The organism is Arthrobacter sp. FW305-BF8 (assembly GCF_021789315.1).
Classification (GTDB): Bacteria; Actinomycetota; Actinomycetes; order Actinomycetales; family Micrococcaceae; genus Arthrobacter.
Genome location: NZ_CP084561.1, coordinates 163,457 through 185,920, shown reverse-complemented (window position 1 = coordinate 185,920; position 22,464 = coordinate 163,457). Strand labels below are relative to the sequence as shown.

The window sequence follows — 22,464 nt, the reverse complement described above, 5'->3', positions numbered from 1 at the left end:
GAGTGATGCGAACCACTAAATGAATGCCATTCATTTATAAAGAACTATAGAGCCTTTGGGGAGGGAGCGGAAGAGCCTGATGGAATAATGCGAAGGACGTTCACCCGGAGAAAGGTCAGCCATGCCGGCATCACCAGCCGTAGCAACAGCCGGTTCAGCATCAGCTGGCTCAGCAACAAATGGCCAGGGCAGCCGGCGCCGCGCCGGGCGCCCCGTGGGCGGCGTGCTGGACAAGGCCGGCATCACCGAAGCCGCGCTGCGGCTGATCGAGAAAAAGGGCTACGACGGCCTGACCATGGCCGCACTGGCCCGCTCACTGAACGTCGCGCCGTCGGCCCTGTATAACCATGTGAAATCCAAGCGGGACGTGCTCCTGCTGCTGGAGGACCATCTCGCCTCCCTCGTGGATGTCTCGGCGTTCGATGCCGGCCCGTGGGAGGATGCCGTCCGGACGTGGGCCTGGAGCTACCGCGACGTGTTCTCCCAGCACACCCCGCTGATTCCGGTCATCGCCGTACTGCCCGTGACCGACGCGCCGCAGACCCTGGCCATGTATGAAACGGTCAGCGCCGGCTTCCGCGACGCCGGTTTTCCGGAGGAGCGGATCGTCTCCTCGATCGTCGCGCTGGAGTCCTTCATCTTCGGCTCGGCTTACGACGTCACGGCACCGGCGGACATCTTCGATCCCGGAACCATGGCGGAGGCGACACCCAGCTTCACCGGTGCCGTCCGGAGCCTGGCCGAGCAGGGGCACGAACGGCCGGCCGACGTCGCCTTCAGTCTTGGCCTTGAGGCACTGATCAGCGGGCTGGGCGGCCTTCGGAGCTGATGCCATTTCCCGCATCGTCCGAGGGGACTAAAATTCCCTAATACGCAACGTTGCGAGCTCAAGGACGGCGCCATGACCGTGTTCGACCCGGAATCGCTGTTCTTTGAGTACAAGCTCCGGTACCGCGGAACGCCCGGACTGGAGCATGATCCCTCGGACTATCCGTTGCGCTGGGAAGTGGCGGTGAGCTGTCCAAGTCCCATCCCCGGCGGCGACGGGGAGCGGCAACTGGGGAGCGCCGTCGTCCAGGTTGTTCCCAAAGCCGGCATGATCAAACTCTTCCTCACCACCGGCGCGGCCGACAGGGAGATGGCCAAGGCCGTTGAGATGCTCACCATGGACCGTCCGGACCTGATCAGGGAGTACCTGCAGGACGGCGGGGACCTGATGATCGTCTCCTCGCTCGAGATCTTCCCGGAGTACCGCGGCGGCAGGACAGGCTACTCCGTGCTCAACGCCATCGTTGAAACGGTGGGCCGGTCCGTAAACCTGGTGGTGGTCCACGCCGCGCCGACCGACGGGGAAGGATCCCCACCGGAGGACTCGCCGGCGTATGACGAGGCTAAATCGGCCCTGCGGGCGTACTGGAGGGATTTCGGGTTCGAGGACGCCACGGGCGACTACCTCGTGTTCTTCCACAAGAAAATCCTGGCCTGACAACACGCCGGCTACAGCGCGGACACGGCGAACCAGTCATCCAGCTCGGCTGCAGGTACGGGGCGGAGGATATGGAACCCCTGCGCCTGGTCGCAGCCGTAGCTGCCCAGCTGGTCCAGTGCACCCCCGTCCTCCACTCCTTCGGCGACCACAGTCAGGCCGAGGCTGTGTGCGAGGTTGATCGTGGAGGCCACCAGGGCAGCAGCCCGAGGGTCCTCTGTCATCGAAACGATGAAGGAGCGGTCAAGCTTCAGCTCGTTGATGGGGAGGTCCCGGAGGTAGGCCAGTGAACTGTAGCCCGTGCCGAAGTCGTCAATGGCCACCCGTATGCCGCGGGACTGCAGCGCGGACAGGATATCCCTGGCGCGGACACGGTCCGGCATCATGAAATCCTCGGTGATCTCGACCATCAGCGCCGACTCCTCGAGGCCACGCTCCTTGATCATGGCGGCAATCCGGTCCGGCAGTTCTGCGTCAATGAGTGAGCTGGCCGAGAGGTTTGCAGCCACGGTCATTGACCTGCCCTGCGAATGCCAGACGGCTGCCTGATCCAGGGCCAGGGTGAGCACGCGGTCATTCAGGGCGTTCATGAGCCCGCCCTCCTCTGCCAGCAGGAGGAACGAACCGGGGGCCAGCAGTCCGTGCCGGGGATGGTTCCAGCGGACCAAGGCCTCCACGCCCTTCGCTTCGCCGCTGAGCGCGTCCACCTTGGGCTGGTAATGCAGCACGAGCTGGTCCTCGATGAGCGCGGCGCGAAGCTCCTGGAGCATCCTCAGCCGCTCTTCCCCGGGACTGTGGTCCTCGCTGGCGTACACGTGCCTGCCGCTGCGCGAGGCTTTGGCCCGGTACATGGCCGTGTCCGCCTTGCGCAGCAGCGTCTTCAGGTCCTCCCCCTGCTCCGGGAACAGGGCGATGCCGATGCTGACACCGACCTGAAGGGCAATGCCCCTCAGGGTAAGGGGCTCGCTCAGGGCTGCCCGGAGCCGGTCGGCAAGCTGCAGGGCTTCGTGCTCGCCGGCATCAAGGAGCAGGATGCCGAATTCGTCCCCGCCCAGCCGGGCTATCAGATCATCGGGGCCAAGGCACCGGCGAAGGCGTTCGCTGACCTGGATCAGCAGCCGGTCCCCCACGTCGTGGCCAAGGCTGTCATTGATTTCCTTGAATCTGTCTGCATCCAGCAGGAGGAAGGCGCACGGTGCACCCTGCCGCGCCTCGAGCACGGCAGGGGCGTCGGTATACAGCGCCCGCCGGTTCGGCAGCCCCGTCAGTTCGTCCGTCCTGGACTGCCGGCGCACCTCGGCGAGGGTGACCAACTGGCGGAAGGCCAGCTGGGTCCTGATGCCCGCTGACACCAGGGTGGCCGCGGCGAGCCCGACGGCGAGTTCCGGCACCGGGACCCCGGTGCCCACGATCAGGACACCGAGCCCGGCGGCGGTGGCAACCATCGGAACGGCCGGCGTCCACGAACCTTCACTGGCACCCTGGGCTTTTTCCTCCTGCCGGGCGAACCCGTCCGCCCAGGTTGCAATGAGGCACAGACCTGCTGTCCATCCTGCATCCAGGGGTGTTCCCAGGACGTAAGTGTTGTTTTCGAGCCTGAAGGCATAGGCAACATCGGCCGCAGCGAACACCATAAGTCCCAGCATCAGGATCACCCCGCTACGGCCGGTGGCAAGGCCCGGCACCGCAGCCATGCCCGCGGTCACGGCCAGAACCACAAGATCCATGAGAGGGTAGGCGACCGCAACGGACGTGGCGAACGAGGGGAATCCGCCGGCGGCCGACAGCAGCGGGCTGAGCAGGACAACCAGGACGGAGGCGGCACCGAGTGAGCCGACGACGGCGTCCAGCAGCACCGACCAGGCCAGCCGCTGGCGCAGCGGGAGCAGATAGACGAACAAGCCACCAAGGACCAGCGGATAAAACAGCAGGTAGCCCACATCCGCCGGCGACGGGAAGGGCAGCGAACTGGCCCCCGACAGCGAGGAGACGTAGAAAGTGCTCCCCGCAGCAAAGGCAGTCAACGCCATCGCCACCAGGGCGAGCGCGCGGCGCTCTTTGGCGCGGTAGGCCGCAAGCCAGGCCACTGCAGCCGGCGCCCACGAAGCGGGCATGCCCAACCCGAGGTCCACCAGGGGATTGAACCCCTCGCCGTGCGCCATCAGACCCGCCAGGTACAGGCCCAGAAACGCCCACATGAGCCACAGCAGCCAGGGCCGAGGTCCGGCCCGCCCACCGGACTGAAGCGATCTACGGATCACGCCTGTCTTCATCCGCCCCCCAGCATCAGATGCGCCCAGCAGTGACCGCATGTGACTCGTATCGTACGGCACCGGCACGGTTCATCCGATAGGCGCCTCGTGATTGTGACCGCCTCTTGACTTCTGGTTACCGGCCGGTAGCTTTAGGGAAGCACTCCGGGACCCCAGACACCCGGAGGATCCGCCAAAGAAGCCCCGCACCGTCTTTCGCAGACGGTGCGGGGCTTCCGCTTCCCTATCCCGGGAGAACCGGGGTCAGGAGAAACGCGCCGGACGGAACGTGGACAGCATGGGGTGCCTTGCCCCGGTCAGGATCTCACCGGCGAGGAGTTCGCCGACAACGAGCCCCAGCGTCGCACCGGAGTGGGTGAATGCCACGAAGCAGCCGGGGACCTGGCCGAGCTCGCCCAGCACCGGCTCGCCGTCACCCGGAATGGGCTTGTAGCCGATCTTCCAGCTCGCTGGCTTGAGCTCGGGGTTGCCGGCAATGAGCTTGGAGGCTTCGTCCGCGAGTTCCTGCACCACATCGTCGGGGATGCTGAACGAACCGTCCGCGTGCTCCGTGATGTGCTCCTCGTACCAGTCGTGGTCCAAGGCAAGGGTGCTGCCCGGGTTGGGGCGCACGGCGGCCCGCGGGGTGTTCAGCGCGGCCCGCACGTCATGTTCGACCGGCTTGGTCAGCACCAGCATGGATACCGGCGAACCGTTGGGGATGTCCACACCCAGGGGCGCGACGACGGCGGGCGTCGCCGCCCCGCACGCCACCAGTACCGCGTCGGCGTCGTACGTCTCTCCCGCTTCCGTCTCGACGCCCACGGCCCGGCCGCCGTCGACCACCACGGAGGACTTTCCGGCGTTCAGCACCAGCCGGCCACCGCGCTCGTGGAACTCCTCCATCAGGAACTCCACCAGGTCCGGCAGGCTGACCCAGCCCTCACCCGGGTTGAAGATGGCATTTTCCGGAACGGCGGCCGCATCAATGCCCGGCGTGAAGGCGGCAATGTCCTTCGGGGCCAGGAGCTTGGAGTCGTAGCCGATGGACTTCTCGTAGGCATGGCGGGCCTCTGTGGCCTCCCGCTGGCCTTCGGCGTTCCACATCAGCCCGCCGCCGAACTGCAGCCACTCCCGGCTGGGGTCGGCAGCGAACAGGGTGCGGTACCGGTCCACGCCGGCGAGGCGGAGCTGGTGGTACGGGGCGGACCGTTCGCCAGCGGAGTTGAGCCAGGAGAGCGAACGGCCGGTGGCTTCGCTCGCCAGCCCCTTCTCGGTCAGCAGCGTGACGGAGGCTCCTTCGCGGAGCAGGTGGACGGCAGTGGAGACGCCCAGGATGCCGCCGCCGATGATGGCGACGTGCTTGGTGTCGGTGGAGGACATGGTTCTCCCTTTCTGAGGAGTTTGGGCATGGTTGATGGGGACGCGGCTTTGGACTCCGCCGCGTCCGGAATGTTCAGGCGGTGAGGGTCAGGCCAGGCCCCTAGACGACGGCGTGGATGCCTTCGATGATTTTGAGGACCTGTAGCGGTTCAGAAGGGTCAACGGGCAGCGGCCCCTCCCCGCGCAGGGCGGCGGCGAGCTGGACGTAAAACTCGGGGTAGGCGCCCCGCTCCGCAGGAACGGGACTGGTGGCACCATCCACGCCAAGGAGCCCCCAGGACTCCTGCGGGTCAACGCCGTAGGCCTGATCCGACGGCATCATGCCGGCCGCGAGGGCGGGTTCCTGGCCGTCCAAACCCCACTTGGTGTAGCCGGATTCCGAGCCGAGGACGTGGAAGCGCGGGCCCACCTGGGCTGCCATGCCGTTCATCCACAGCCTGGTGCGGACGCCGGACTCGTGCAGCAGGGAGACGAACGCTTCCGTGTCGGCGGCGCCGGGATCGGACCCCCGGTTGGCCGTCTCCCCGTAGCTCTGTTCCACCGGGCCGAACAGCTGGACGGCCTGGTCAATCAGGTGCGCACCGAGGTCGTGCAGGATTCCGCCGCCCTGGGCAAGGGAAACGGTGTCGCGCCAGTTCCCGAAGCCCTCCGGCCGCCACCATTCAAAGCGGGATTCGAAGGTGCGCACCTCACCGAGGGCCTGCTGCCGGAGCAGTTTCTGCAGGGTCAGGAAGTCGGCGTCCCACCGGCGGTTTTGGAACACGGTGAGCTGCACCCCGGCCTCGGATGCCAGGCCGATCAGCTGCGTCCCCAGGGCTGAGGTGGGTACGAAGGGCTTGTCTACCACCACGTGGAGGCCGTGGGCGATGGCGGTGGCCGCGAGGTCGAAGTGCGTGTGCGGCGGGGTGCCCAGGATGACCAGGTCCAGCTCCCCGGCCCGGGCGAACATCGCCTCCGGCGTGGGAACGATGCGGGCCTGCGGGTAGAGCGTGGCCGCCTCGGCGGCCCGGGCAGGGTCCGCCGTTACGATCACGTCCAGTGAGTAGTGCGGGTCCGCCGCGACCAGCGGTGCGTGGAAGACCTTGCCGGAGATTCCGAAGCCGACGACGGCGGTCCGGATGGGTGCCGCTGTACCGTTCGCCATCACAGCACCTCGGAGAGGAAGCGCTGCAGGCGTTCACTGCGCGGGTTGTCGAAGAGCTCGGCCGGGGTCCCGGCCTCCACGACCTCGCCCTCGTCCATGAACACCACCTGGTCCGCGACCTTTCGGGCGAAGCCCATCTCGTGCGTGACCACCAGCATGGTCATGCCGCGGCGGCCGAGCCCTGCCATCAGGTTCAGGACGCCCTTGACCAGTTCGGGGTCCAGGGCGCTGGTGGCTTCATCGAACAGCATCACTTCCGGTTCCATGGCCAGCGCCCGGGCGATGGCCACGCGCTGCTGCTGGCCGCCGGAGAGGTCGCGGGGCCGGTGGTCGGCGCGCTCGGCCAGGCCTACTTCGGCCAGGCCGCGGCTGGCGCGTTCCCTGGCTTCTGCCTTGGACATTCCCTTGACGCTCCAGAGGGCCAGCGCCACGTTTTCGAGTGCCGTGTGGTCCGGGAAGAGGTTGAAGTGCTGGAAGACCATCCCGATCCGGGCGCGCAGGATGTCCGGCTTGACCTGCAGGGCGCTTTCGCCGGCCAGCAGCACGTCCCCGCTCTTGGGCTCATGCAGCCGGTTGACGCCGCGCAGCAGCGTGGACTTGCCGGAGCCCGAGGGCCCGATGATGCAGGTGGTGGTGCCCGGGGCGACCGAGAGGCTGACGTTCCGGAGGACCTCAATGTCCCCATAGGCCATGGTCAGGTTCTTAAGCTCCAGGCTGGAGCCGTGGAAGGTTTGGCTTCCCGCGACCGTCTTGTTGGTGCTGGCGGTGTTGCTTGCGAGGTTCATGTGTTGCTCCCGGTGATCAGCGGCGAGGCCGCGTCGAGTTCGGTGACTTCCTTCAGGCCGGACGTGGGCAGAGTGGGCCGTCGGCGGCCGGTGCGGAACCTGTTGTCGAAGTAGTTGACCAGGTGGGTCAGGGGCACCGTGATCACCAGGTAGAAGATGCCGGCCATGACCAGGGGCGAGAGGTTGCCGGAGAGCACCGCGGCGTCCTGGCCCACCCGGAAGAGCTCGCGTTCGCTGACCAGCAGGCCCAGGAAGTAGACCAGGGAGGAGTCCTTGACGATGGCGATGAACTGGTTCACCAGGGCCGGCAGGACCCGGCGGACGCCCTGCGGGACCACCACGAGGGCCATGGACTTGGCATAGCTCATGCCCAGGGCCCGGCAGGCCTCGCCCTGGCCCTTGTCCACGCTGAGGATGCCGGCGCGGAAGATTTCGCCGATGTAGGCGCTGGCGATCAGGCTCAGCGCGATGATTCCCAGCGGGTAGGGCGAGGGCCCGAACACCGACTGGCTGAACCGGGCGAAGCCTTGGCCGATCAGCAAGATGGTGAGGATGGCCGGCAGGCCGCGGAAGAGGTCGGTGTAGATCCGGGCCGGAATGCGCAGCCAGCGGGACCGCGAGATGCCCATGACGGCCACCACCATGCCGAGCACCACGCCAAGGATGGTGGCGGCGACGGAGATGATCAGGGTGTTCAGGAGGCCAACCCCGAGGAGTTGGGGCAGCACCTCGAGCATTGCTTCAAAGTCGAAGAAGGTACGGCCGATGATGTTGAGCCAGTCCATTGAGTGCTCTCAGACGTTAGTTGTTTTGTTCGGGTGCCGGGCGGGTGATGGAGTGCAGCCCGCCCGGCATGGATCGTGGTGAATCGATCCGGGCTTACTTGCTTGCGGTCGGGGCAGGGGTGGCGGTCTGTTCGGCCTTGGGCAGGTACTGCTCCGGCATCGGCGAGCCCGGGAACCACTTCTGGTAGAGCTTCTTCCACGTGCCGTCTTCCATGGCTGCGGCCAGGCCCTTGTTCAGCGCTTCCTTGAAGGCGGGCTTGTCCTTGGCGATGGCGAAGCCTGCGGGGGCGTCGAAGGAGGGGATGTCAGCTGCACTGACCAGGCCGTACTGCTCCTGGTAGGCCTTGGCGGCCTCGTAGTCGAGGAAGTGCGCGTCAACGGAGCCGCTGTTGACGGCGGAGATGGCAGTGTTGTTGTCCGGGAAGCGCACCAGGTTGGCGGAGGTGAAGTTCTTGACCGCGTAGGCTTCCTGCAGCGTTCCCTGCACCACGCCGAGGCGCTTGCCGTTGAGGCCATCCTCGTCCTTGATGCCGGAGGCCTTGGTGGTGATGACCGTCAGGTAGCCGGCGAGGTAGCCGTTGGAGAAGTCGACGGTTTCCTTGCGCTTGTCCGTGATGCCGATGGCAGCCACGCCAACGTCGAACTGGCCGTTGGCTACGGCGGAAAGCAGCCCGGAGAAGTCCTGGCCGGTGAAGACCACATTGTCTACGCCGGCGCGGTGGGCCACGTCCTTGAACAGTTCGACGTCGAAGCCGGTGAAGTTACCCTGCGCGTCGGTGAAGGTATACGGCTTCGAATCGCCCAGGCTGGCCACCCGGATGGTGCCCGGTTCAATCAGTCCGTACGGGTTCTCGGCGGGGCTCGAGGTGGCGGAGGACGATCCGCCGCAGCCCGAGAGGACCAGGATGGCCGCCAGGGCTGCCGCAGCCACTGCTGCCGGGCGGAAGTTCAGTTTGATCACAGCGGTGTCCAATCGTGGGAGGGAAAGCGGTGCTGTCAGGGGCCGCCGAAGGATTTGGTCGATGAAGGTCTTGCTGAGTCCGGTCTCAGTCCCTACGATTGAGACCGGACTCACATCGATTGCTAGAAATGTAGCGGAACTCACACGCTACGTCAACAGCCCCTCTGAAAGGTGAACATGAGCAGTGACGGAGCAAGACGGCGGGACGTAACAGTTGCCGACGTCGCAAAAGCTGCCCAGGTCTCCAAAGCCCAGGCCGCCCGTGCGCTGGGCAACTACGGTGCCGTCAGCGATGACGTCCGCGAGCGGGTTCTTGCCGCCGCGGAAGAGCTGGAGTACCGGCCAAACGAGCTGGCACGCAGCATGAATACCGGGAAATCGCACACCATCGGCGTGGTGGTGGGCGACATCGAAAACCCGCATTTCGGCCTGGCCACCAGGGGGATCACGGACACCGCGAAGAAGAGCGGGTACAACGTCATCCTGATCAACACGGACGAGAACACCGCGGCGGAAGTGGACGCTGTCCGCGTGCTGCTCGACAAGAGGGTGGACGGCCTGATCGTCGCGCCGGCCTCGTCCGTGGAGACGCAGCACCTGCGGCGGGTCCACGAAGCAGGCCGCCCGCTGGTGCTCCTGGACCGCTCTGCTGATGGCCTCGCGCTGGAGACGGTCGCCGTCGACATGGCCGCCATCTCCTACGAATCAACGCGCTACCTTCTGGATGCCGGGCACCGAAGGATCGCCTTCATTTCGACGCTGCGCACCGACGCTGAGTACGCCGAGGGAACGCGGCTGGATTCATCGCAAATCTCGGACCGCCTGGCGGGGATGCGGCGGGCCTTTGTTGACGCGGGGCGCGAGTTCCCGGGGGACCTCGTCCGGCTCAACGCCGGCGATGCCGGCTCCATCCGGAACCTCACGCGCGAGGTGCTGCTCGGCACAGACCCGGCCACCGCCGTCGTGGCTTCAGACGGCCTGATTGCCCTCAGCGTGGTGGAAGCCGTCCAGGAGATGGGACTTCGAATCCCGGATGACGTGTCGTTCCTCATGTACGACGACTTCGCCTGGACCCGCCTGACCACGCCACCACTGACGGTGGTGGCGCAGCCGGTCTACGACATGGGGGCCGCGGCGGCGAGCGCCCTGATCAGGCAGATCGAGGGCCGCCCGCCTCTGGCCCCGGCGCCCGAGTTCAACGCCACGCTGGTCCGCCGGGGCTCGGTAGGCGCGGTGCCGGACTCAGAGCCGGCTCACTCGGCGTCGTCGTCCTTCTCGCCTTCCTTCAGGACCAGTGCCGTGCCCTGATAGGCGCCCAGCTCCAGGAAGAAGCTGTGCAGGTCGTCGACCTGCCCCACGGCCTCGCCGCTGAAGAGGTCGTGGACGCTGCTGCCGGGAACCAGGTGGCTCGACTGGATGCTGCCCGCAATGTCCTGGCCGGAGAAGTTGAGCACGGTCGCCTGCAGGTTCCCGTCCCCCAGCCGGTTAACCATGACCAGCAGGCCGCGCTGGGAAACTTCCGGCACGTCCAGCAGGGTGCTGGTGGCAATGCCGCTCTGTTCCCGGACGGCGAGGATTTTCTGCAGCCGCCGGGCGAAGGACGCCGGGTCCTTGAGCTGGTCGGGCAACGGTCCGTAGAGGCTGCGGGCACGGGGCATGCCGGCGGAGGAGGCCTCCGCGTCGGGGCTGGTGCCCATGATGTCGTGTGCGCCGCGGTTGATCCAGCGGGTGTCTCCCTGCGCGGTAAGCTCCCGCACTTTCTGGCGGTCAAGGGTGACGATGCCGGTGAGGTCCCACCCGGACAGGGCAAAGACACCGGGCTGCAGGGCGTTGTACATGGACAGCAGGATATGGACGTCCAGGATCTGGGCCCGCTGTTCGTCGGTGAGGTTCTCCGGGTCCTGGATGCCCAGGGCGGCCATGATGACGCTGGCCGTGGTGCAGGCGATGCCGTTGGTGGTGAACAACGCGTTGTAGGGCGCGTCCGGGCCCGTCAGCCGTTCGCGGAGGGTCTGCTGAACGTGCTCTGCCAGTTCGGCGCCGGTGAGCTCCTGGCCGTTGAGTTCGAACACGTCGTCCCTGTGGCCGGCGGCGAAGTGGACCAGCTCGTAGGTCAGTTCGTCATGGTTCTGGAGGGCATGGACCAGTGATGCCTGGTCCACGCCGATTTCCATGGCCAGCCGCAGGGTCAGGCGCAGGAATTCCGTATCGGCAGTCACCAGCGCGTAGTGGTAGGCCGGCCTGGTGACGAAGTCGTAGGAAAGGTCGGGACCCGCCTCCGAGGTGGCCTTGATGTCGTCGATGGTCAGGTTCAGTTCCTGGAAGGAGAACCCGCCCACCTTGCGGATCATGGACCCGATCAGCTGGTTTGCCGCTTCGGACAGCGGGTGCCCCTCGGACCATCCAGGCTGCTCCTCTGCGCTCTTCTCCACGCCCAGGAACCCGTTCGCGTCCAGCCGCAGCGCACCAGTGCCCAGGTCGAGCAGCGAGTGCAGGGCGTCGCCGACCACCAGGCGCATGCCCGCAAAGGTCGGGTCCAGCCAGTTGATGGACGGCTGGCCGGCCTTGAAGTAGTGGAGGTAGACCCAGCGCCGGGTTTTCCCTGCCGTGTCCACGATCGCCCGGGTGGCGCTCCAGTTGGTCTCCTTGACCCCGGGTTCGTAGAAGATCACGCGCTGCAGCCGGCCGATGATGTATCCGGCCTCCTGCAGTGCCTGCTCCGCATCGGGGCTGATGTTGACCGAGTCTTCGCCTTCGGGAACGTCCGGCAGCAGGTGCCAGTCCTCTTCCGGAATGTCGATCATGTGGTAGATGCCGGGGTAGTCCCGGAAGTTCATTTCGGCCAGGCGGAAGTCGGCCCCCTTGCCCGTGTGACCGGGGACGATGTCATCGATCACGGTGCCTTCGTGGTCGGCCGCGACCTCGCACATCTTGCGGAATTCGTCCTCGGTGCCGAACACCGGGTCGATTGCCATGCTGATGCGGTCAAAGTGCCCGTCCACGCTCGGCGTCTGCGACCAGCCGCTGATGCCGCCGGCGAGCTTGACGGGGCCGGTGTGCAGACCCCTGATGCCGATCTCGCGGAAGGCGTCCCACAGCTCAGGATCACCCAGAGCGGAGAGGAAGGACTGGCCCGGGCGCGTGATGAAGGACAGCGGGTAGGCCGTAAACCAGACGGGGGCGCGTTCCACGGCAGCCCGCGGGTTCGGATGGGCATACGAGTTCTGCCACATGCTGGCCTGGCCGGAGAGCTGCCGCGCCATGACGTTCGCATCCCCCAGCATGGCCTGATTCCGCAGCCACTCAACGTAGGCCGCGTTGCGCCCGTCGAATTCCAGCGATGGGCGGTCGGCAAAGAACTGGCGGCGGCGGGCGATCGGCCGCAGCGCCTTGGGACGGGCGGGATAGAACTGCTCGTCGTAGGTGATGTCGGCCGCTTCGGTCACTTCAGGCGCTTCGGCTGCTGAGTCAGCCGAGACTGCGTCGCCGGCCGCAGCCTCTTCGCCAGCCGGGACCGCCGCACCGTCCTGCCCGAAGCCATCGGGCTCGTCGGTGAATTCGTCCGCTGCTGAAACGCTGTTGTTGAAGCTTGCTTCCCGCACAGAGTTCTCCTTTATCGGTGGTTCCTGCGTGGCACCTCCCCCCGGGGGTGTTCTTCAAGTCCTTCCGTACCCCGGCGTCTGGAGAGTATTCACGCTTGTCCGCTTCGCCCACCCTATGCCGACGACGGCGGGAATCACGATTGTTTTACGGGCGCGGTTCTTATGTGCTGAGGTTCCAGTGCGCTCGGATTGCCTCTGCGATCGGACTAACGGTGACGTCCACCCGGAAAGCAACGGGCGCGGTCCCTGTCTCTTCGATTGTCGTGTCACGGTACACGCGGCCGCATGAGGGACAGAGTGTGTAAAGATCCTCATCGGCGGGCCATTGCGCGAGCTCCGCGGGGATGGAGGCGTTCGCGCCGGCGTAAACGGGCACGCCTTGTGAGTTGGCCTGGATCAGTCCGTCCCTGCTGACGGTGTTGCCGCACACGCAGGTGATGGTGGTGACGTCATGACCGGTCACGGCGGCGGTTTCAGTGTCCACGATAAGCTCCCCGGTGCTGGAAGCGACCTTCTGGTATTAGCTTATGCCTGCCGGAACGTTCGTGTCGCTGCACAGGAAAGCCCCGGACCCAAAGGTCCGGGGCTGGCGAAAGTCCTTACCGTTCGATGCTCACAGTGAGGTCCAAATGGATGTCGGTGTCGGCGGCAAGGCGGGTCTGGAGGTAGCGGGCAAGACTCGCGTCGGTGGCCGTATGAGCGCTCTGCGGGATCGCACCGCGGAGGAGAGCCTTGGTGTTGGTGGACTTGACCATGTCCAGCGGCGCCCAGCCGCGGTGGGTGGACGTGAGGCGTTCCAAGTCGGTGCCGAAGGAGCGGCTGTGGCCGTCGCGGACGGTGGCGCACATGGTGAACGGGATAAAGGCAGGCAAAGATGTCCTTTCGCGGGGCAGCCGATCGTCGGAGCCCGCTTAAAACAAGGCCCCTTCGGCGGCTGGTATTCCGCTGAAGGAGTTTAAGAGTCCGACGTCACGGCGGGGCGAGCTAGTTTCCGTAGTGCCGGGGACGGCGGGCCTTGCCGGCTTTCCGGAAGACCGTCAGCCCGTCCTTCTGGTGGATCATGGCGCGGCCCTTTCCGTCCTCCTGGATGATCCAGAAGACGCTGCCGTCCAGCGCCACCATGTCAACGCGGCCCGTGGCCACCTTCCGCCGGTCGCGGCACACGGTCACCTCGTCCCGGCGCGAAAGCTTGCACCAGTTGGGCACGGGCTCGAGCGGGTTGGGGCGGGCGGGCTCGCCTGCGGGGATGGTCCGCTGCCGCGAGCGGTGCTGGCGGGGAGTGGATGCGATCAGAGTGGTCATGGGTCGGTCCTTTTGAAGAGTGCGGGATACGGCTGAGGCGGGCCGGATCCCCTACGGGTCCCGGCCCGCCTCTTACCAAGCGGTGCTTCGGGTACTAAAACTGGCCGCCGTCGGCCTTCACGGCCAAAACGGGACGGTCAGCCTGCATGAGGATGCGCTGGGCGTGGCTGCCCAGGATGAACTTGCCCACCTGCGTGCGGTGCCGCAGCCCGATGACAATCAGGGAGGCGTTTTCCTCCCGGGCGACGTCGAGGAACTCATCCGCGAGGTCATGCTGGTAGGGCGGCTGGATCACCCGGGCCGTGACCCCTGCGTCCGCTGCCTGCCTGGAGGCCTTGGCCAGGACCTCGTCCGGCGCAACTGACTTGTCCACCAGGGCGCCTTCACGGGCGGAGTTGACGATCACCAGGTCCTGGTTGCGGAGGCGGGCCTCCGCGATGCCGGCCGCGAGGGCAGCTTCCCCCGCCGGCGTGGGGACGAATCCAACGATGATGCTCATACCTTCTCCTTGATTTCTGTGGCGGCGGTTCCCGCGGGGACGGTGGCCTTGCGCTTGGCCAGCGCGGAGCGGATGCCCGGGAGCGCAGCCACGAGGACGAACACGATGAGGAGCGTGGCGGAGATGGGCCGGCCGAAGAAGCCCAGCGGGTCACCGCCGAACACCAGCAGGGCGCGCCGCAGCGAGCTTTCGAGCAGGGAGCCGAGCACGAAGGCCAGCACCAGCGGGCCGGGCTCGAAGCCGAATTTCTTCATCAAGTAGCCCACGATGCCGAAGACCACCACGAGCGTGACGTCGAACATGCTGTTGTTGATCGTGTACGCGCCCAGCAGGGTGATCAGCGCCGTAATGGGCGCCAGGATGGCGGCGCGCACGCGGAGGATCTTCACGAAGATCCCCACCAGCGGCAGGCTCATGATCAGCAGCAGGATGTTGCCGATGTACATGGAGTTCACCACGCCCCAGAACAGTCCCGGGTCCTGTTCCACGAGCTGCGGGCCAGGAGTGACGCCCTGGATCAGGAGCGCGCCGAACATCAGTGCCATGGTGGCGTTGGCCGGAATGCCGAGGGTGAGCAGCGGGATGAAGGAGGACGTCGCCGCGGCGTTGTTGGCGGTTTCCGGCCCGGCCACGCCTTCCGGCGCACCCTTGCCGAAGCGCTCGGGCTGCTTGGCCCGCTTCTTTTCCATGGCATAGGAGGCCATCGAGGCGATCGTGGCACCGCCGCCGGGCAGGATGCCCAGGAAGAAGCCGAGGACCGAACCGCGGCCGATTGCGCCGGATGCCTGCTTGAGGTCACCCCGGGAGGGCCAGACGTTCGCGACGGCGGAGGGCGCCTTCGCGGCGCGGTGCCGCTCCTCAAGGTTGTACAGGATCTCGCCGAGGCCGAAGATGCCCATGGCGATCGGGACGAAGTCGATGCCGTCGGCCAGCTCGAGGCTTCCGAAGGTGAACCGGTTTTCGCCGGTGAAGATGTCCCGGCCAACGGTCGCCAGCAGCAGGCCGAGCGCGGCCGCGATGAGTGCCTTGGTCTTGGAGCCGCTGCTGATCGTGGCCACCAGCAGGATGCCGAGCAGCGCCAGGGCCGTGTACTCGGCGGGGCCGAAGTCCAGGGCGAAGCTCGCCACGATCGGGGCCAGGAACGTCAGGCCGATGATGGCCGCGGTGCCGCCGATGAACGAACCGATGGATGCCAGGCCCAGTGCCGTGCCGGCCCGTCCCTGCTTGGCCATCTGGTAACCGTCGAAGACGGTGACCACCGAGGATGCCTCGCCGGGCAGGCGCAGGAGCACAGAAGTGATGGTGCCGCCGTACTGGGCACCGTAGAAGATGCCGGCCAGCATGATGATGGCGGTGACGGGCTCAACGTTGTAGGTGAGCGGAAGCAGGATGGCGATGGTTGCCGCGGGCCCCAGACCGGGCAATACACCGATCAGCATGCCGATGACGACGCCGATCAGGCAGTACAGGAGGTTCATTGGCTCCAGGACGACTGCAAATCCGTTGATCACGGGATTCAGGAAATCCACGGTGGTCTCCTAGAAGAGGTGGGGGATGGAAGTGTTGAGCGCCATCACGAAGATGCCGTAGAAAGCTGCCACGACGACGGCGCTGACCAGGAGCGTGGAGCGCCAGGTTTCGCCGCCGAGGAAGCGCATCCAGATGATGCACAGCACCAGGGCCGGCAGCTCGAAGCCGGCGATTGGCATGAGGGCCACCATGGCGGCAAGTGTGACCAGCCCGGTCAGCGGGGCCGCGGACATGCGGGTGAACTTCTCCGCGTCCCGGTTGTGCCGGCCCACGATCAGCTGGAACAGGCCCAGGACCACCATCACGCAGCTGATCATGAACGGCCACAGGCCGGGCTGCGGGGCGGACGGTGTACCCAAGCCCATGGCCACGGACAGGACCACGGCGCCGATGCCCACGCCGATGACCACCAGCGAAGATCCGACATTTGCCAGGGCACCGGCGGCCGGAGGCTTTTCTTCCTCCCACTGGGCTGCCAGCTGCTCTGGAGTCAGGTCATCCAACTCGGTGCCGGGAAGGTCATTGGTGCCGTTCCCGGCGGAGGAAACAGCGTTGGAGCTGTTCCCTCCGCCGGATACCGGTGATGCTGCCTGCACTGGAATCACTTGTTCCCGGCGAGGCTGATGTCGTACTTCTCCACCAGCGCCTTGTACTTGGCTGCGTAGTCCTTCCACTGGGTGACAACTTCTTCACCCGAGATTTCCTTCGGAGTCAGCATGTTCTTCTTGTTGAACTCCTTGTAGGAATCCGACTTCAGGGTCTCCTGGATGGCGGCAACGAGCTTGTCCTTGACTTCCTTCGGCGTACCCTTGGGGGCGGCGACGGCGCGGTACTGCGCAACCGGAACGTCGTAGCCGGATTCCTTGGCGGTGGGCGTGTCCGGCAGGAAGGAGTTGCGCTCCTCGGAGAAGACGAGCAGCGGGGACACCTTGCCGGCCTCAATCTGCGGCATGGCCTCGCCGAGCTGGATGGTTGCCAGTTCCACCTGGTTGCCCAGGACTGCAGTCAGGGCGGGCTTTCCACTGTCGAACGGCACGTCGGTGCCCTTCACGTCGGCCTGCTTGAAGAGAACGGTCTGGGCGAGCTGGCTGCCCGTGCCGACGCCGGTGGTGCCGTACGTGATGTTGCGGCCGGCCGAGGTCACGTCCTTGATGGACTTGAAACCGGACTTTTCGCTGGCAACCAGCACGTAGTCGTCCTGGGACAGGCCCGAGATGATGTCGAAGTCATCGATGTTGACAGCCTCGTCCGCGGTCACGGCCAGCGGGGTGATCGTGATCAGGGAAGCGGTGAGCAGCAGCAGGTTCTGGCCGTCGGCCGGCTTGCCCGCCACCTCCTTGCTGGCGAGTGCGCCGTTGGCGCCGGGCTTGTTCACCACGGGCATCGGGGCGCCGAGGGTCTTTGCCGCACCTTCGGAGACGGCGCGTGCGATGAGGTCGGTGCTGCCGCCGGGTGCCTGGCCCACGGTCAGGGTGACCGGGCCGTTGGGGTACTTCGATGAATCGGCGCTGCCGCCGGAAACGTTGCCGCACGCGGTCATGGCCAGCAGGGTGATAGCCGACGCCGCTCCGAGAACGGCGCGGCGGGTGGGGAAGTGCATCATTGAAACTCCTCGTTTGCACTGCGGGCTGCCTCAGCCCGTAGGTCTGTGTGAACCGGGTCACTGCCGGTTCGCTAGGTCGAGTGTAGGGAGGCGTTATGATGCATGTCTAAGCCCAAATATGCATCAAGTAATACCGGGAGGGCATCATGTTTACCTTCGACCAGCTGACCGGCTTCATCGCGGTCGCCGAGGAACTGCACTTCGGCCGGGCCGCCGAGCGCCTCAACATGACCCAGCCGCCGCTCAGCCGCCAGATCCAGAAACTGGAGAAGACCGTGGGGGCCGAGCTGCTCGAACGGGACAACCGGCGGGTCGAGCTGACGGCAGCCGGACGCGCTTTCCTTGACGAGGCCCGCAGACTCATGGCGCTGGCCAGCAGGGCGCCCGTGACCGCACGCCGGATCGCCTCCGGCCGGCAGGGCCATCTCCGCATCGGCTTCACGGCCGCGAGCGGCTTCAGCATTCTGGGCCCACTGCTGGAAGAGATCGGTGCGATCGTGCCCGACGTGGACATCGACCTTCAGGAGCTGGTCACGGGCGAGCAGATCCAGGGCCTGCTCACCGGCGAACTGGATCTCGGCCTGGCACGGCCGCCGTTCGACACCGAGATTTTCGACTCCCATCTGCTGTACCGCGAATCGATGGTGCTGGCGGTTCCCGCGTCGCACCCCCTCGCAGGCCTCAAGCGGGACATCGAGAACGAGGACCTCAAAGACGAGCCGCTCATCATGCATTCCCCGACGGAGGCGAGGTACTTCTATGACCTTGTGGTCCGCCTGCACTCCATCCGGCATGAAAACGTGGTGCACACCGTCAGCCAGATCCTCACCATGGTCTCGCTCGTGGCCGCCAAGCGCGGGGTGGCCTTCGTGCCGCACTCGGCAACAGGGCTGGGTATCCGGGGGGTGTCGTTCCTGCGGCTGGCCAGCGGCGAGGAAGAGCCCGTGGAGCTTCACGCCATCTGGAACCGGGACGCAAAGAACCCTGCCCTGGTGCGGCTGTTGCGGGACTTGGAGTTCGCCGCCAACTGAGCGCCTTCAGCTTCAACGGCCTCCATGCGCCTGGGGTATCAATAGATACAAAAATGCACTTGGACAGGCATGGACGGGCCTCCCTAGTCTGAAAAGGAACCACCACCACAGACCCCGCCGCCTGCGGCACAGACTCCAAGGACAATCCCGTGGCTAAACTTTCACCCCAGGAACTCGCCAACACCCTCAAGGACGGGCTGCTGTCCTTCCCCGTGACCTCCTTCGATGCAGAGCTGCAGTTCGACGAGGAAAACTACCGCAAGCACCTGGCATGGCAGGCCAGCTACCCCGTTGCCGGTCTCTTCGCCGCCGGCGGCACGGGTGAAGGCTTCTCGCTCACTCCGGCCGAGTCCGCCCGCGTGGTCCGTGCCGCCGTCGAGGAAGTCGGCAGCACCGTCCCCGTCCTGGCCTCCGCCGGCGGTTCCACCGCCCAGGCCATCGAAAACGCCAAGGCCGCCGAGGCCGCCGGCGCCGAGGGTATCCTGCTCCTGCCGCCGTACCTGACCGAAGCCGACCAGGGCGGCCTGATCGAGCATGTCAGCGCCGTCTGCCGCGCCACCTCCCTCGGCGTCATCATCTACAACCGCGCCAACGCCATCTACAAGGACACCACGGTGGCCACGCTGGCCGACCGCCACGAGAACCTCATCGGCTTCAAGGACGGCGTGGGCGACCTCGAGCACGACGCCCGCGTCTACGCCAAGCTCGGCGACCGCCTGTTCTACCTGGGCGGCCTCCCCACCGCAGAGACCTTCGCGCTGCCGCTCCTGCAGTTGGGCATGAGCACCTACTCCAGCGCCATGTACAACTTCGTGCCGCAGTTCGCGCTCGACTTCTACCAGGACGTCCGCAACAACGACCGTGTAGCCGTCAACCAGAAGCTCAATGACTTCGTCATTCCGTACCTGGACATCCGTGACCGCGTGAAGGGCTACTCCGTGTCCATCGTCAAGGGCGGCCTTGACGCCATCGGCCGTTCCGCCGGCGGCGTCCGTCCCCCGCTGCAGAACCTCGCACCGCAGGACCTGGCCGATCTCAAGGCACTCATCGCCAAGGTCTCCTAACCTTTCGGCTCCCACCTTTACCCAGGAGGAACAAACTGTGACCCTTACCGGACACTCCCTGATCGCCGGACAAACCGTTGCAGGCGATGGCAAGACCACCTTCGCCTTCAACCCGGCCAGCAATGAACAGCTCGAGCCCGCCTACACCCTGCTCAGCGAGGAGCAGCTCAAGGCCGCCACTGCCGCGGCCGCCGAGGCCTTCGCGTCATTCAGCACGCTTGACCCCGAAACCCACGCTGCGTTCCTGGACGCCATTGCGGACAACATCGAAGCCATTGGCGACGACCTGATTGTCCGCGCGGGCCAGGAGACGGGCCTGCCGGCAGCCCGGCTGCAGGGTGAACGCGCCCGCACCACCGGCCAGCTGCGGCTCTTCGCCAACGTGGTCCGCCAGGGCGACTTCCGCGGCGTCCGCATCGACCCGGCCATCCCGGACCGCACGCCGCTGCCGCGCGCCGACATCCGCCAGCGCCAGATCCCGCTCGGTCCTGTCGCCGTCTTCGGCGCCAGCAACTTCCCGCTGGCCTTCTCGACGGCGGGCGGGGACACCGCCTCTGCCCTCGCCGCCGGCTGCCCCGTCGTTTTCAAGGCGCACAACGCCCACCCCGGCACCAGCGAACTCGTAGGCCAGGCCATCGCCAAGGCCGTTGCTGACCTCGGACTGCACCCGGGCGTTTTTTCCCTCATCTACGGCCCGGGCAGCAGCATCGGCCAGGCCCTCGTGGCGGACCCGGCCATCAAGGCCGTGGGCTTCACCGGTTCCCAGAGCGCCGGCATCGCCCTGATGCGCACCGCCGCCGCCCGCCCGGAACCCATCCCCGTGTACGCGGAGATGTCCTCGCTCAACCCGGTCTTCGTCTTCCCCGGCGCCCTCAAGGGTGACGTAGACGCCCTGGCACAGCAGTACGTCACCGCCGTGACCGGCAGCTCCGGCCAGCTCTGCACCTCCCCCGGCCTGCTGTTCGCCCCCGCCGGTGAGGCAGGCGACAAACTCGCTGCCGCCGTCGGCCGCGCTGTTTCCGCCTGCGCCGGACAGACCATGCTGACCGCAGGCATCGCCGGCTCCTGGACCTCCGGGGCCGAGGCGCTTGGCGCCGCCGAGAACGTGACCGTCGTCGGGACCGGCACCCCCGGCCCCACCGAGAACGCCCCGGCGCCGGCCATCTACGGCACGGAAATCCGCGACTTCATCAGCAACGAGGTGCTGCACGCGGAAATCTTCGGCGCGGCGTCCCTGGTGATCCGCTACTCCTCCGCCGAGGAACTCGTGGAAGCCACCAACCGGATCGAGGGGCAGCTCACCGCTTCCCTGCAGCTCACCGAAGAGGACTACCCGACGGCGGCACAACTGATCCCGGCGCTGGAACAGAAGGTGGGACGCATCATCGTGAACGGCTGGCCCACCGGCGTCGAAGTCGGCCACGCCATGGTCCACGGCGGACCCTTCCCCGCCACCTCTGACACCCGCACCACCTCCGTGGGTACGCTGGCCATAAACCGGTTCCTCCGGCCGGTCGCCTACCAGAACCTGCCCCAGGAACTGCTGCCCGCACCGCTCCAGGACGCCAACCCCTGGCAGCTGAACCGCCGGATCGACGGCGAAGTTGTTCCCGTTGCAGAGAAAGCAGAGGTGAACGCATGACCGCCCAGCCGACAATCGTCCGCGTGGAGGTAGTCCCGGTTGCGGGCTACGACAGCATGCTGATGAACCTCAGCGGCGCGCACGGGCCGTTCTTCACCCGGAACGTGGTCATAGTGACCGACTCCGACGGCCGGACTGGCCTGGGCGAGGTCCCGGGCGGCGAAAAGATCCGCACCACCATCGAGGAAGCCGGCGCGCTGATCGCCGGCAGGCCGGTGGCCCGCTACCGCTCGCTGCTGCGCGAGATCGCCGCGGCGTTCGCGGACCGCGACGCCGGCGGCCGCGGCCTGCAGACCTTCGACCTGCGCACCACCGTCCACGCCGTCACCGCCGTCGAGTCCGCACTGCTGGACCTGCACGGCCAGTTCCTGGGCGTCCCGGTGGCCGAACTGCTCGGCGACGGCCAGCAGCGCACGTCCGTGCCGATGCTGGGCTACCTGTTCTTCGTGGGTGACCACAAGCGGACGGAGCTGCCGTACCTCGTGGAGGAGGCGCCGTCGGACTGCTGGGAGGAACTGCGCCGCCAGGAGGCAATGACCCCAGAGGCCGTGGTGGCGCTGGCGGAAGCCGCGCAGGAGCGCTACGGCTTCAGCGACTTCAAGCTCAAGGGCGGCGTGCTGTCCGGCGACGACGAAGTGGACGTGGTCACCGCACTGGCCAAGCGCTTCCCCGATGCGCGTGTCACGCTGGACCCGAACGGCGGCTGGCTGCTCGAGGAAGCCATCCGGCTGGGCAAGCGGATGCAGGGCGTCGTGGCCTACGCCGAAGACCCCTGCGGCGCCGAAGGCCGCTTCTCCGGGCGCGAGGTCATGGCCGAGTTCCGCCGTGCCACCGGTCTGAAAACGGCCACCAACATGATCGCCACGGACTGGCGCGAAATGGCGCACGCCATCCGCAGCAACGCCGTGGACATCCCGCTGGCCGACCCGCACTTCTGGACCATGCATGGTTCTGTCCGCGTGGCGCAGCTGTGCAACGAGTTCGGCCTGACCTGGGGTTCGCACTCGAACAACCACTTCGATATCTCGCTGGCCATGTTCACGCACACGGGCGCGGCCGCCCCCGGCGAGATCACCGCGCTGGACACCCACTGGATCTGGCAGGACGGGCAGGGCCTCACCAAGAACCCGCTGCAGATCAAGGGCGGTGCCATCGAGGTTCCGGCCGCGCCGGGACTCGGCATCGAACTGGACCGCGAGGCGCTGGACAAGGCGCACCAGCTGTACCTGAAGCACGGACTGGATGCCCGCGACGACAGCATCGGCATGCAGTACTACATCGACGGCTGGTCCTTCGACCCGAAGCGGCCCTGCCTGGTCAGGTAAGTTACTAGACTTCCGCACGGCCGCCCCCACGCAACAGGGGGCGGCCGTGCGGAGTGCACATAAACAGAAG

21 protein-coding genes are annotated in these 22,464 nt (G+C 66.5%); 7 read left to right on the top strand and 14 right to left on the bottom strand.

All coding sequences use genetic code 11. The features are described from left to right. The first annotated feature begins 121 nt into the window (after positions 1-121). Together LFT45_RS00805 and LFT45_RS00800 are read left to right on the top strand one after the other, a co-directional pair. A complete protein-coding gene (locus tag LFT45_RS00805) occupies positions 122-829 on the top strand; it encodes a TetR/AcrR family transcriptional regulator (RefSeq protein ID WP_236806074.1) in 708 nt (235 codons plus the stop codon). A 72-nt stretch (positions 830-901) separates the two neighbouring features. Beyond that, positions 902-1,486: a hypothetical protein gene (locus tag LFT45_RS00800; protein ID WP_236806073.1), complete on the top strand. Its 585-nt coding sequence runs from the start codon at positions 902-904 to the stop codon at positions 1,484-1,486. A gap of 11 nt (positions 1,487-1,497) precedes the next feature. Here the strand turns inward: LFT45_RS00800 and LFT45_RS00795 are convergent, their stop codons facing one another. The 6 genes from LFT45_RS00795 to LFT45_RS00770 form a co-directional block, all read right to left on the bottom strand. Continuing rightward, positions 1,498-3,747: a putative bifunctional diguanylate cyclase/phosphodiesterase gene (locus tag LFT45_RS00795; RefSeq protein ID WP_236806072.1), complete on the bottom strand. Its 2,250-nt coding sequence runs from the start codon at positions 3,745-3,747 to the stop codon at positions 1,498-1,500. A 255-nt stretch (positions 3,748-4,002) separates the two neighbouring features. Then, entirely contained in the window at positions 4,003-5,121 is a 1,119-nt protein-coding gene (locus LFT45_RS00790) for an NAD(P)/FAD-dependent oxidoreductase (RefSeq protein ID WP_236806071.1), read from the bottom strand. A gap of 100 nt (positions 5,122-5,221) precedes the next feature. Continuing rightward, positions 5,222-6,265: a Gfo/Idh/MocA family protein gene (locus LFT45_RS00785; protein WP_236806070.1), complete on the bottom strand. Its 1,044-nt coding sequence runs from the start codon at positions 6,263-6,265 to the stop codon at positions 5,222-5,224. Beyond that, positions 6,265-7,050: an amino acid ABC transporter ATP-binding protein gene (locus LFT45_RS00780; RefSeq protein ID WP_272912733.1), complete on the bottom strand. Its 786-nt coding sequence runs from the start codon at positions 7,048-7,050 to the stop codon at positions 6,265-6,267. Before LFT45_RS00780 ends, LFT45_RS00785 begins: the two co-directional genes overlap by 1 nt. Continuing rightward, entirely contained in the window at positions 7,047-7,835 is a 789-nt protein-coding gene (locus tag LFT45_RS00775) for an amino acid ABC transporter permease (protein WP_236806069.1), read from the bottom strand. The genes LFT45_RS00780 and LFT45_RS00775 overlap by 4 nt, the downstream gene beginning before the upstream one ends. Positions 7,836-7,929: 94 nt before the next feature. Beyond that, positions 7,930-8,796 carry an ABC transporter substrate-binding protein gene (locus tag LFT45_RS00770; RefSeq protein WP_236806068.1) on the bottom strand — a complete coding sequence of 289 codons (867 nt, stop codon included), beginning with the start codon at positions 8,794-8,796 and terminating at the stop codon, positions 7,930-7,932. Positions 8,797-8,973: 177 nt separating this feature from the next. Here LFT45_RS00770 and LFT45_RS00765 point away from each other — a divergent pair, with 177 nt between their 5' ends. After that, complete coding sequence (locus LFT45_RS00765) at positions 8,974-10,104, top strand: LacI family DNA-binding transcriptional regulator (RefSeq protein ID WP_236806067.1); 1,131 nt, start codon at positions 8,974-8,976, stop codon at positions 10,102-10,104. Here the strand turns inward: LFT45_RS00765 and treS are convergent. The 8 genes from treS to LFT45_RS00725 all read right to left on the bottom strand — a co-directional run bounded on the left by treS (position 10,050) and on the right by LFT45_RS00725 (position 17,332). Continuing rightward, positions 10,050-12,242 (bottom strand): maltose alpha-D-glucosyltransferase, encoded by a 2,193-nt coding sequence (gene treS / locus LFT45_RS00760; RefSeq protein WP_442863637.1) that lies wholly within the window; start codon positions 12,240-12,242, stop codon positions 10,050-10,052. The two genes, LFT45_RS00765 and treS, sit on opposite strands and share 55 nt — an antisense overlap. 316 nt (positions 12,243-12,558) lie before the next feature. Then, entirely contained in the window at positions 12,559-12,882 is a 324-nt protein-coding gene (locus LFT45_RS00755; RefSeq protein ID WP_236806065.1) for a hypothetical protein, read from the bottom strand. A 115-nt stretch (positions 12,883-12,997) separates the two neighbouring features. Continuing rightward, positions 12,998-13,270 (bottom strand): hypothetical protein, encoded by a 273-nt coding sequence (locus LFT45_RS00750; RefSeq protein WP_236806064.1) that lies wholly within the window; start codon positions 13,268-13,270, stop codon positions 12,998-13,000. Between the two features lie 112 nt (positions 13,271-13,382). Next, a complete protein-coding gene (locus LFT45_RS00745; protein ID WP_236806063.1) occupies positions 13,383-13,700 on the bottom strand; it encodes a hypothetical protein in 318 nt (105 codons plus the stop codon). A 94-nt stretch (positions 13,701-13,794) separates the two neighbouring features. Continuing rightward, positions 13,795-14,199: a universal stress protein gene (locus LFT45_RS00740; protein ID WP_236806062.1), complete on the bottom strand. Its 405-nt coding sequence runs from the start codon at positions 14,197-14,199 to the stop codon at positions 13,795-13,797. After that, positions 14,196-15,728, bottom strand: a complete 1,533-nt coding sequence (locus LFT45_RS00735; RefSeq protein ID WP_236806061.1) for a tripartite tricarboxylate transporter permease — start codon at positions 15,726-15,728, stop codon at positions 14,196-14,198. Before LFT45_RS00735 ends, LFT45_RS00740 begins: the two co-directional genes overlap by 4 nt. Before the next feature lie 9 nt (positions 15,729-15,737). Further along, entirely contained in the window at positions 15,738-16,325 is a 588-nt protein-coding gene (locus LFT45_RS00730; RefSeq protein ID WP_236806060.1) for a tripartite tricarboxylate transporter TctB family protein, read from the bottom strand. Positions 16,326-16,330: 5 nt separating this feature from the next. Continuing rightward, complete coding sequence (locus tag LFT45_RS00725) at positions 16,331-17,332, bottom strand: Bug family tripartite tricarboxylate transporter substrate binding protein (protein WP_236806059.1); 1,002 nt, start codon at positions 17,330-17,332, stop codon at positions 16,331-16,333. 146 nt (positions 17,333-17,478) lie between these two features. Between LFT45_RS00725 and LFT45_RS00720 the strand changes: the two genes are divergently transcribed. The 4 genes from LFT45_RS00720 (at position 17,479) to LFT45_RS00705 (ending at position 22,394) form a co-directional block, all read left to right on the top strand. Then, complete coding sequence (locus LFT45_RS00720; protein ID WP_236806058.1) at positions 17,479-18,363, top strand: LysR family transcriptional regulator; 885 nt, start codon at positions 17,479-17,481, stop codon at positions 18,361-18,363. 149 nt (positions 18,364-18,512) lie between these two features. Next, the gene (kdgD, locus tag LFT45_RS00715; RefSeq protein ID WP_236806057.1) at positions 18,513-19,427 is read left to right on the top strand and encodes a 5-dehydro-4-deoxyglucarate dehydratase; all 915 of its coding nucleotides are present in this window, start codon (positions 18,513-18,515) and stop codon (positions 19,425-19,427) included. 37 nt (positions 19,428-19,464) lie between these two features. After that, on the top strand, positions 19,465-21,069 hold the full coding sequence (locus LFT45_RS00710; protein WP_236806056.1) for an aldehyde dehydrogenase (NADP(+)): 1,605 nt from the start codon (positions 19,465-19,467) through the stop codon (positions 21,067-21,069). After that, positions 21,066-22,394, top strand: a complete 1,329-nt coding sequence (locus tag LFT45_RS00705) for an enolase C-terminal domain-like protein (protein WP_236806055.1) — start codon at positions 21,066-21,068, stop codon at positions 22,392-22,394. The genes LFT45_RS00710 and LFT45_RS00705 overlap by 4 nt, the downstream gene beginning before the upstream one ends. The last annotated feature ends 70 nt before the right edge of the window (positions 22,395-22,464 follow it).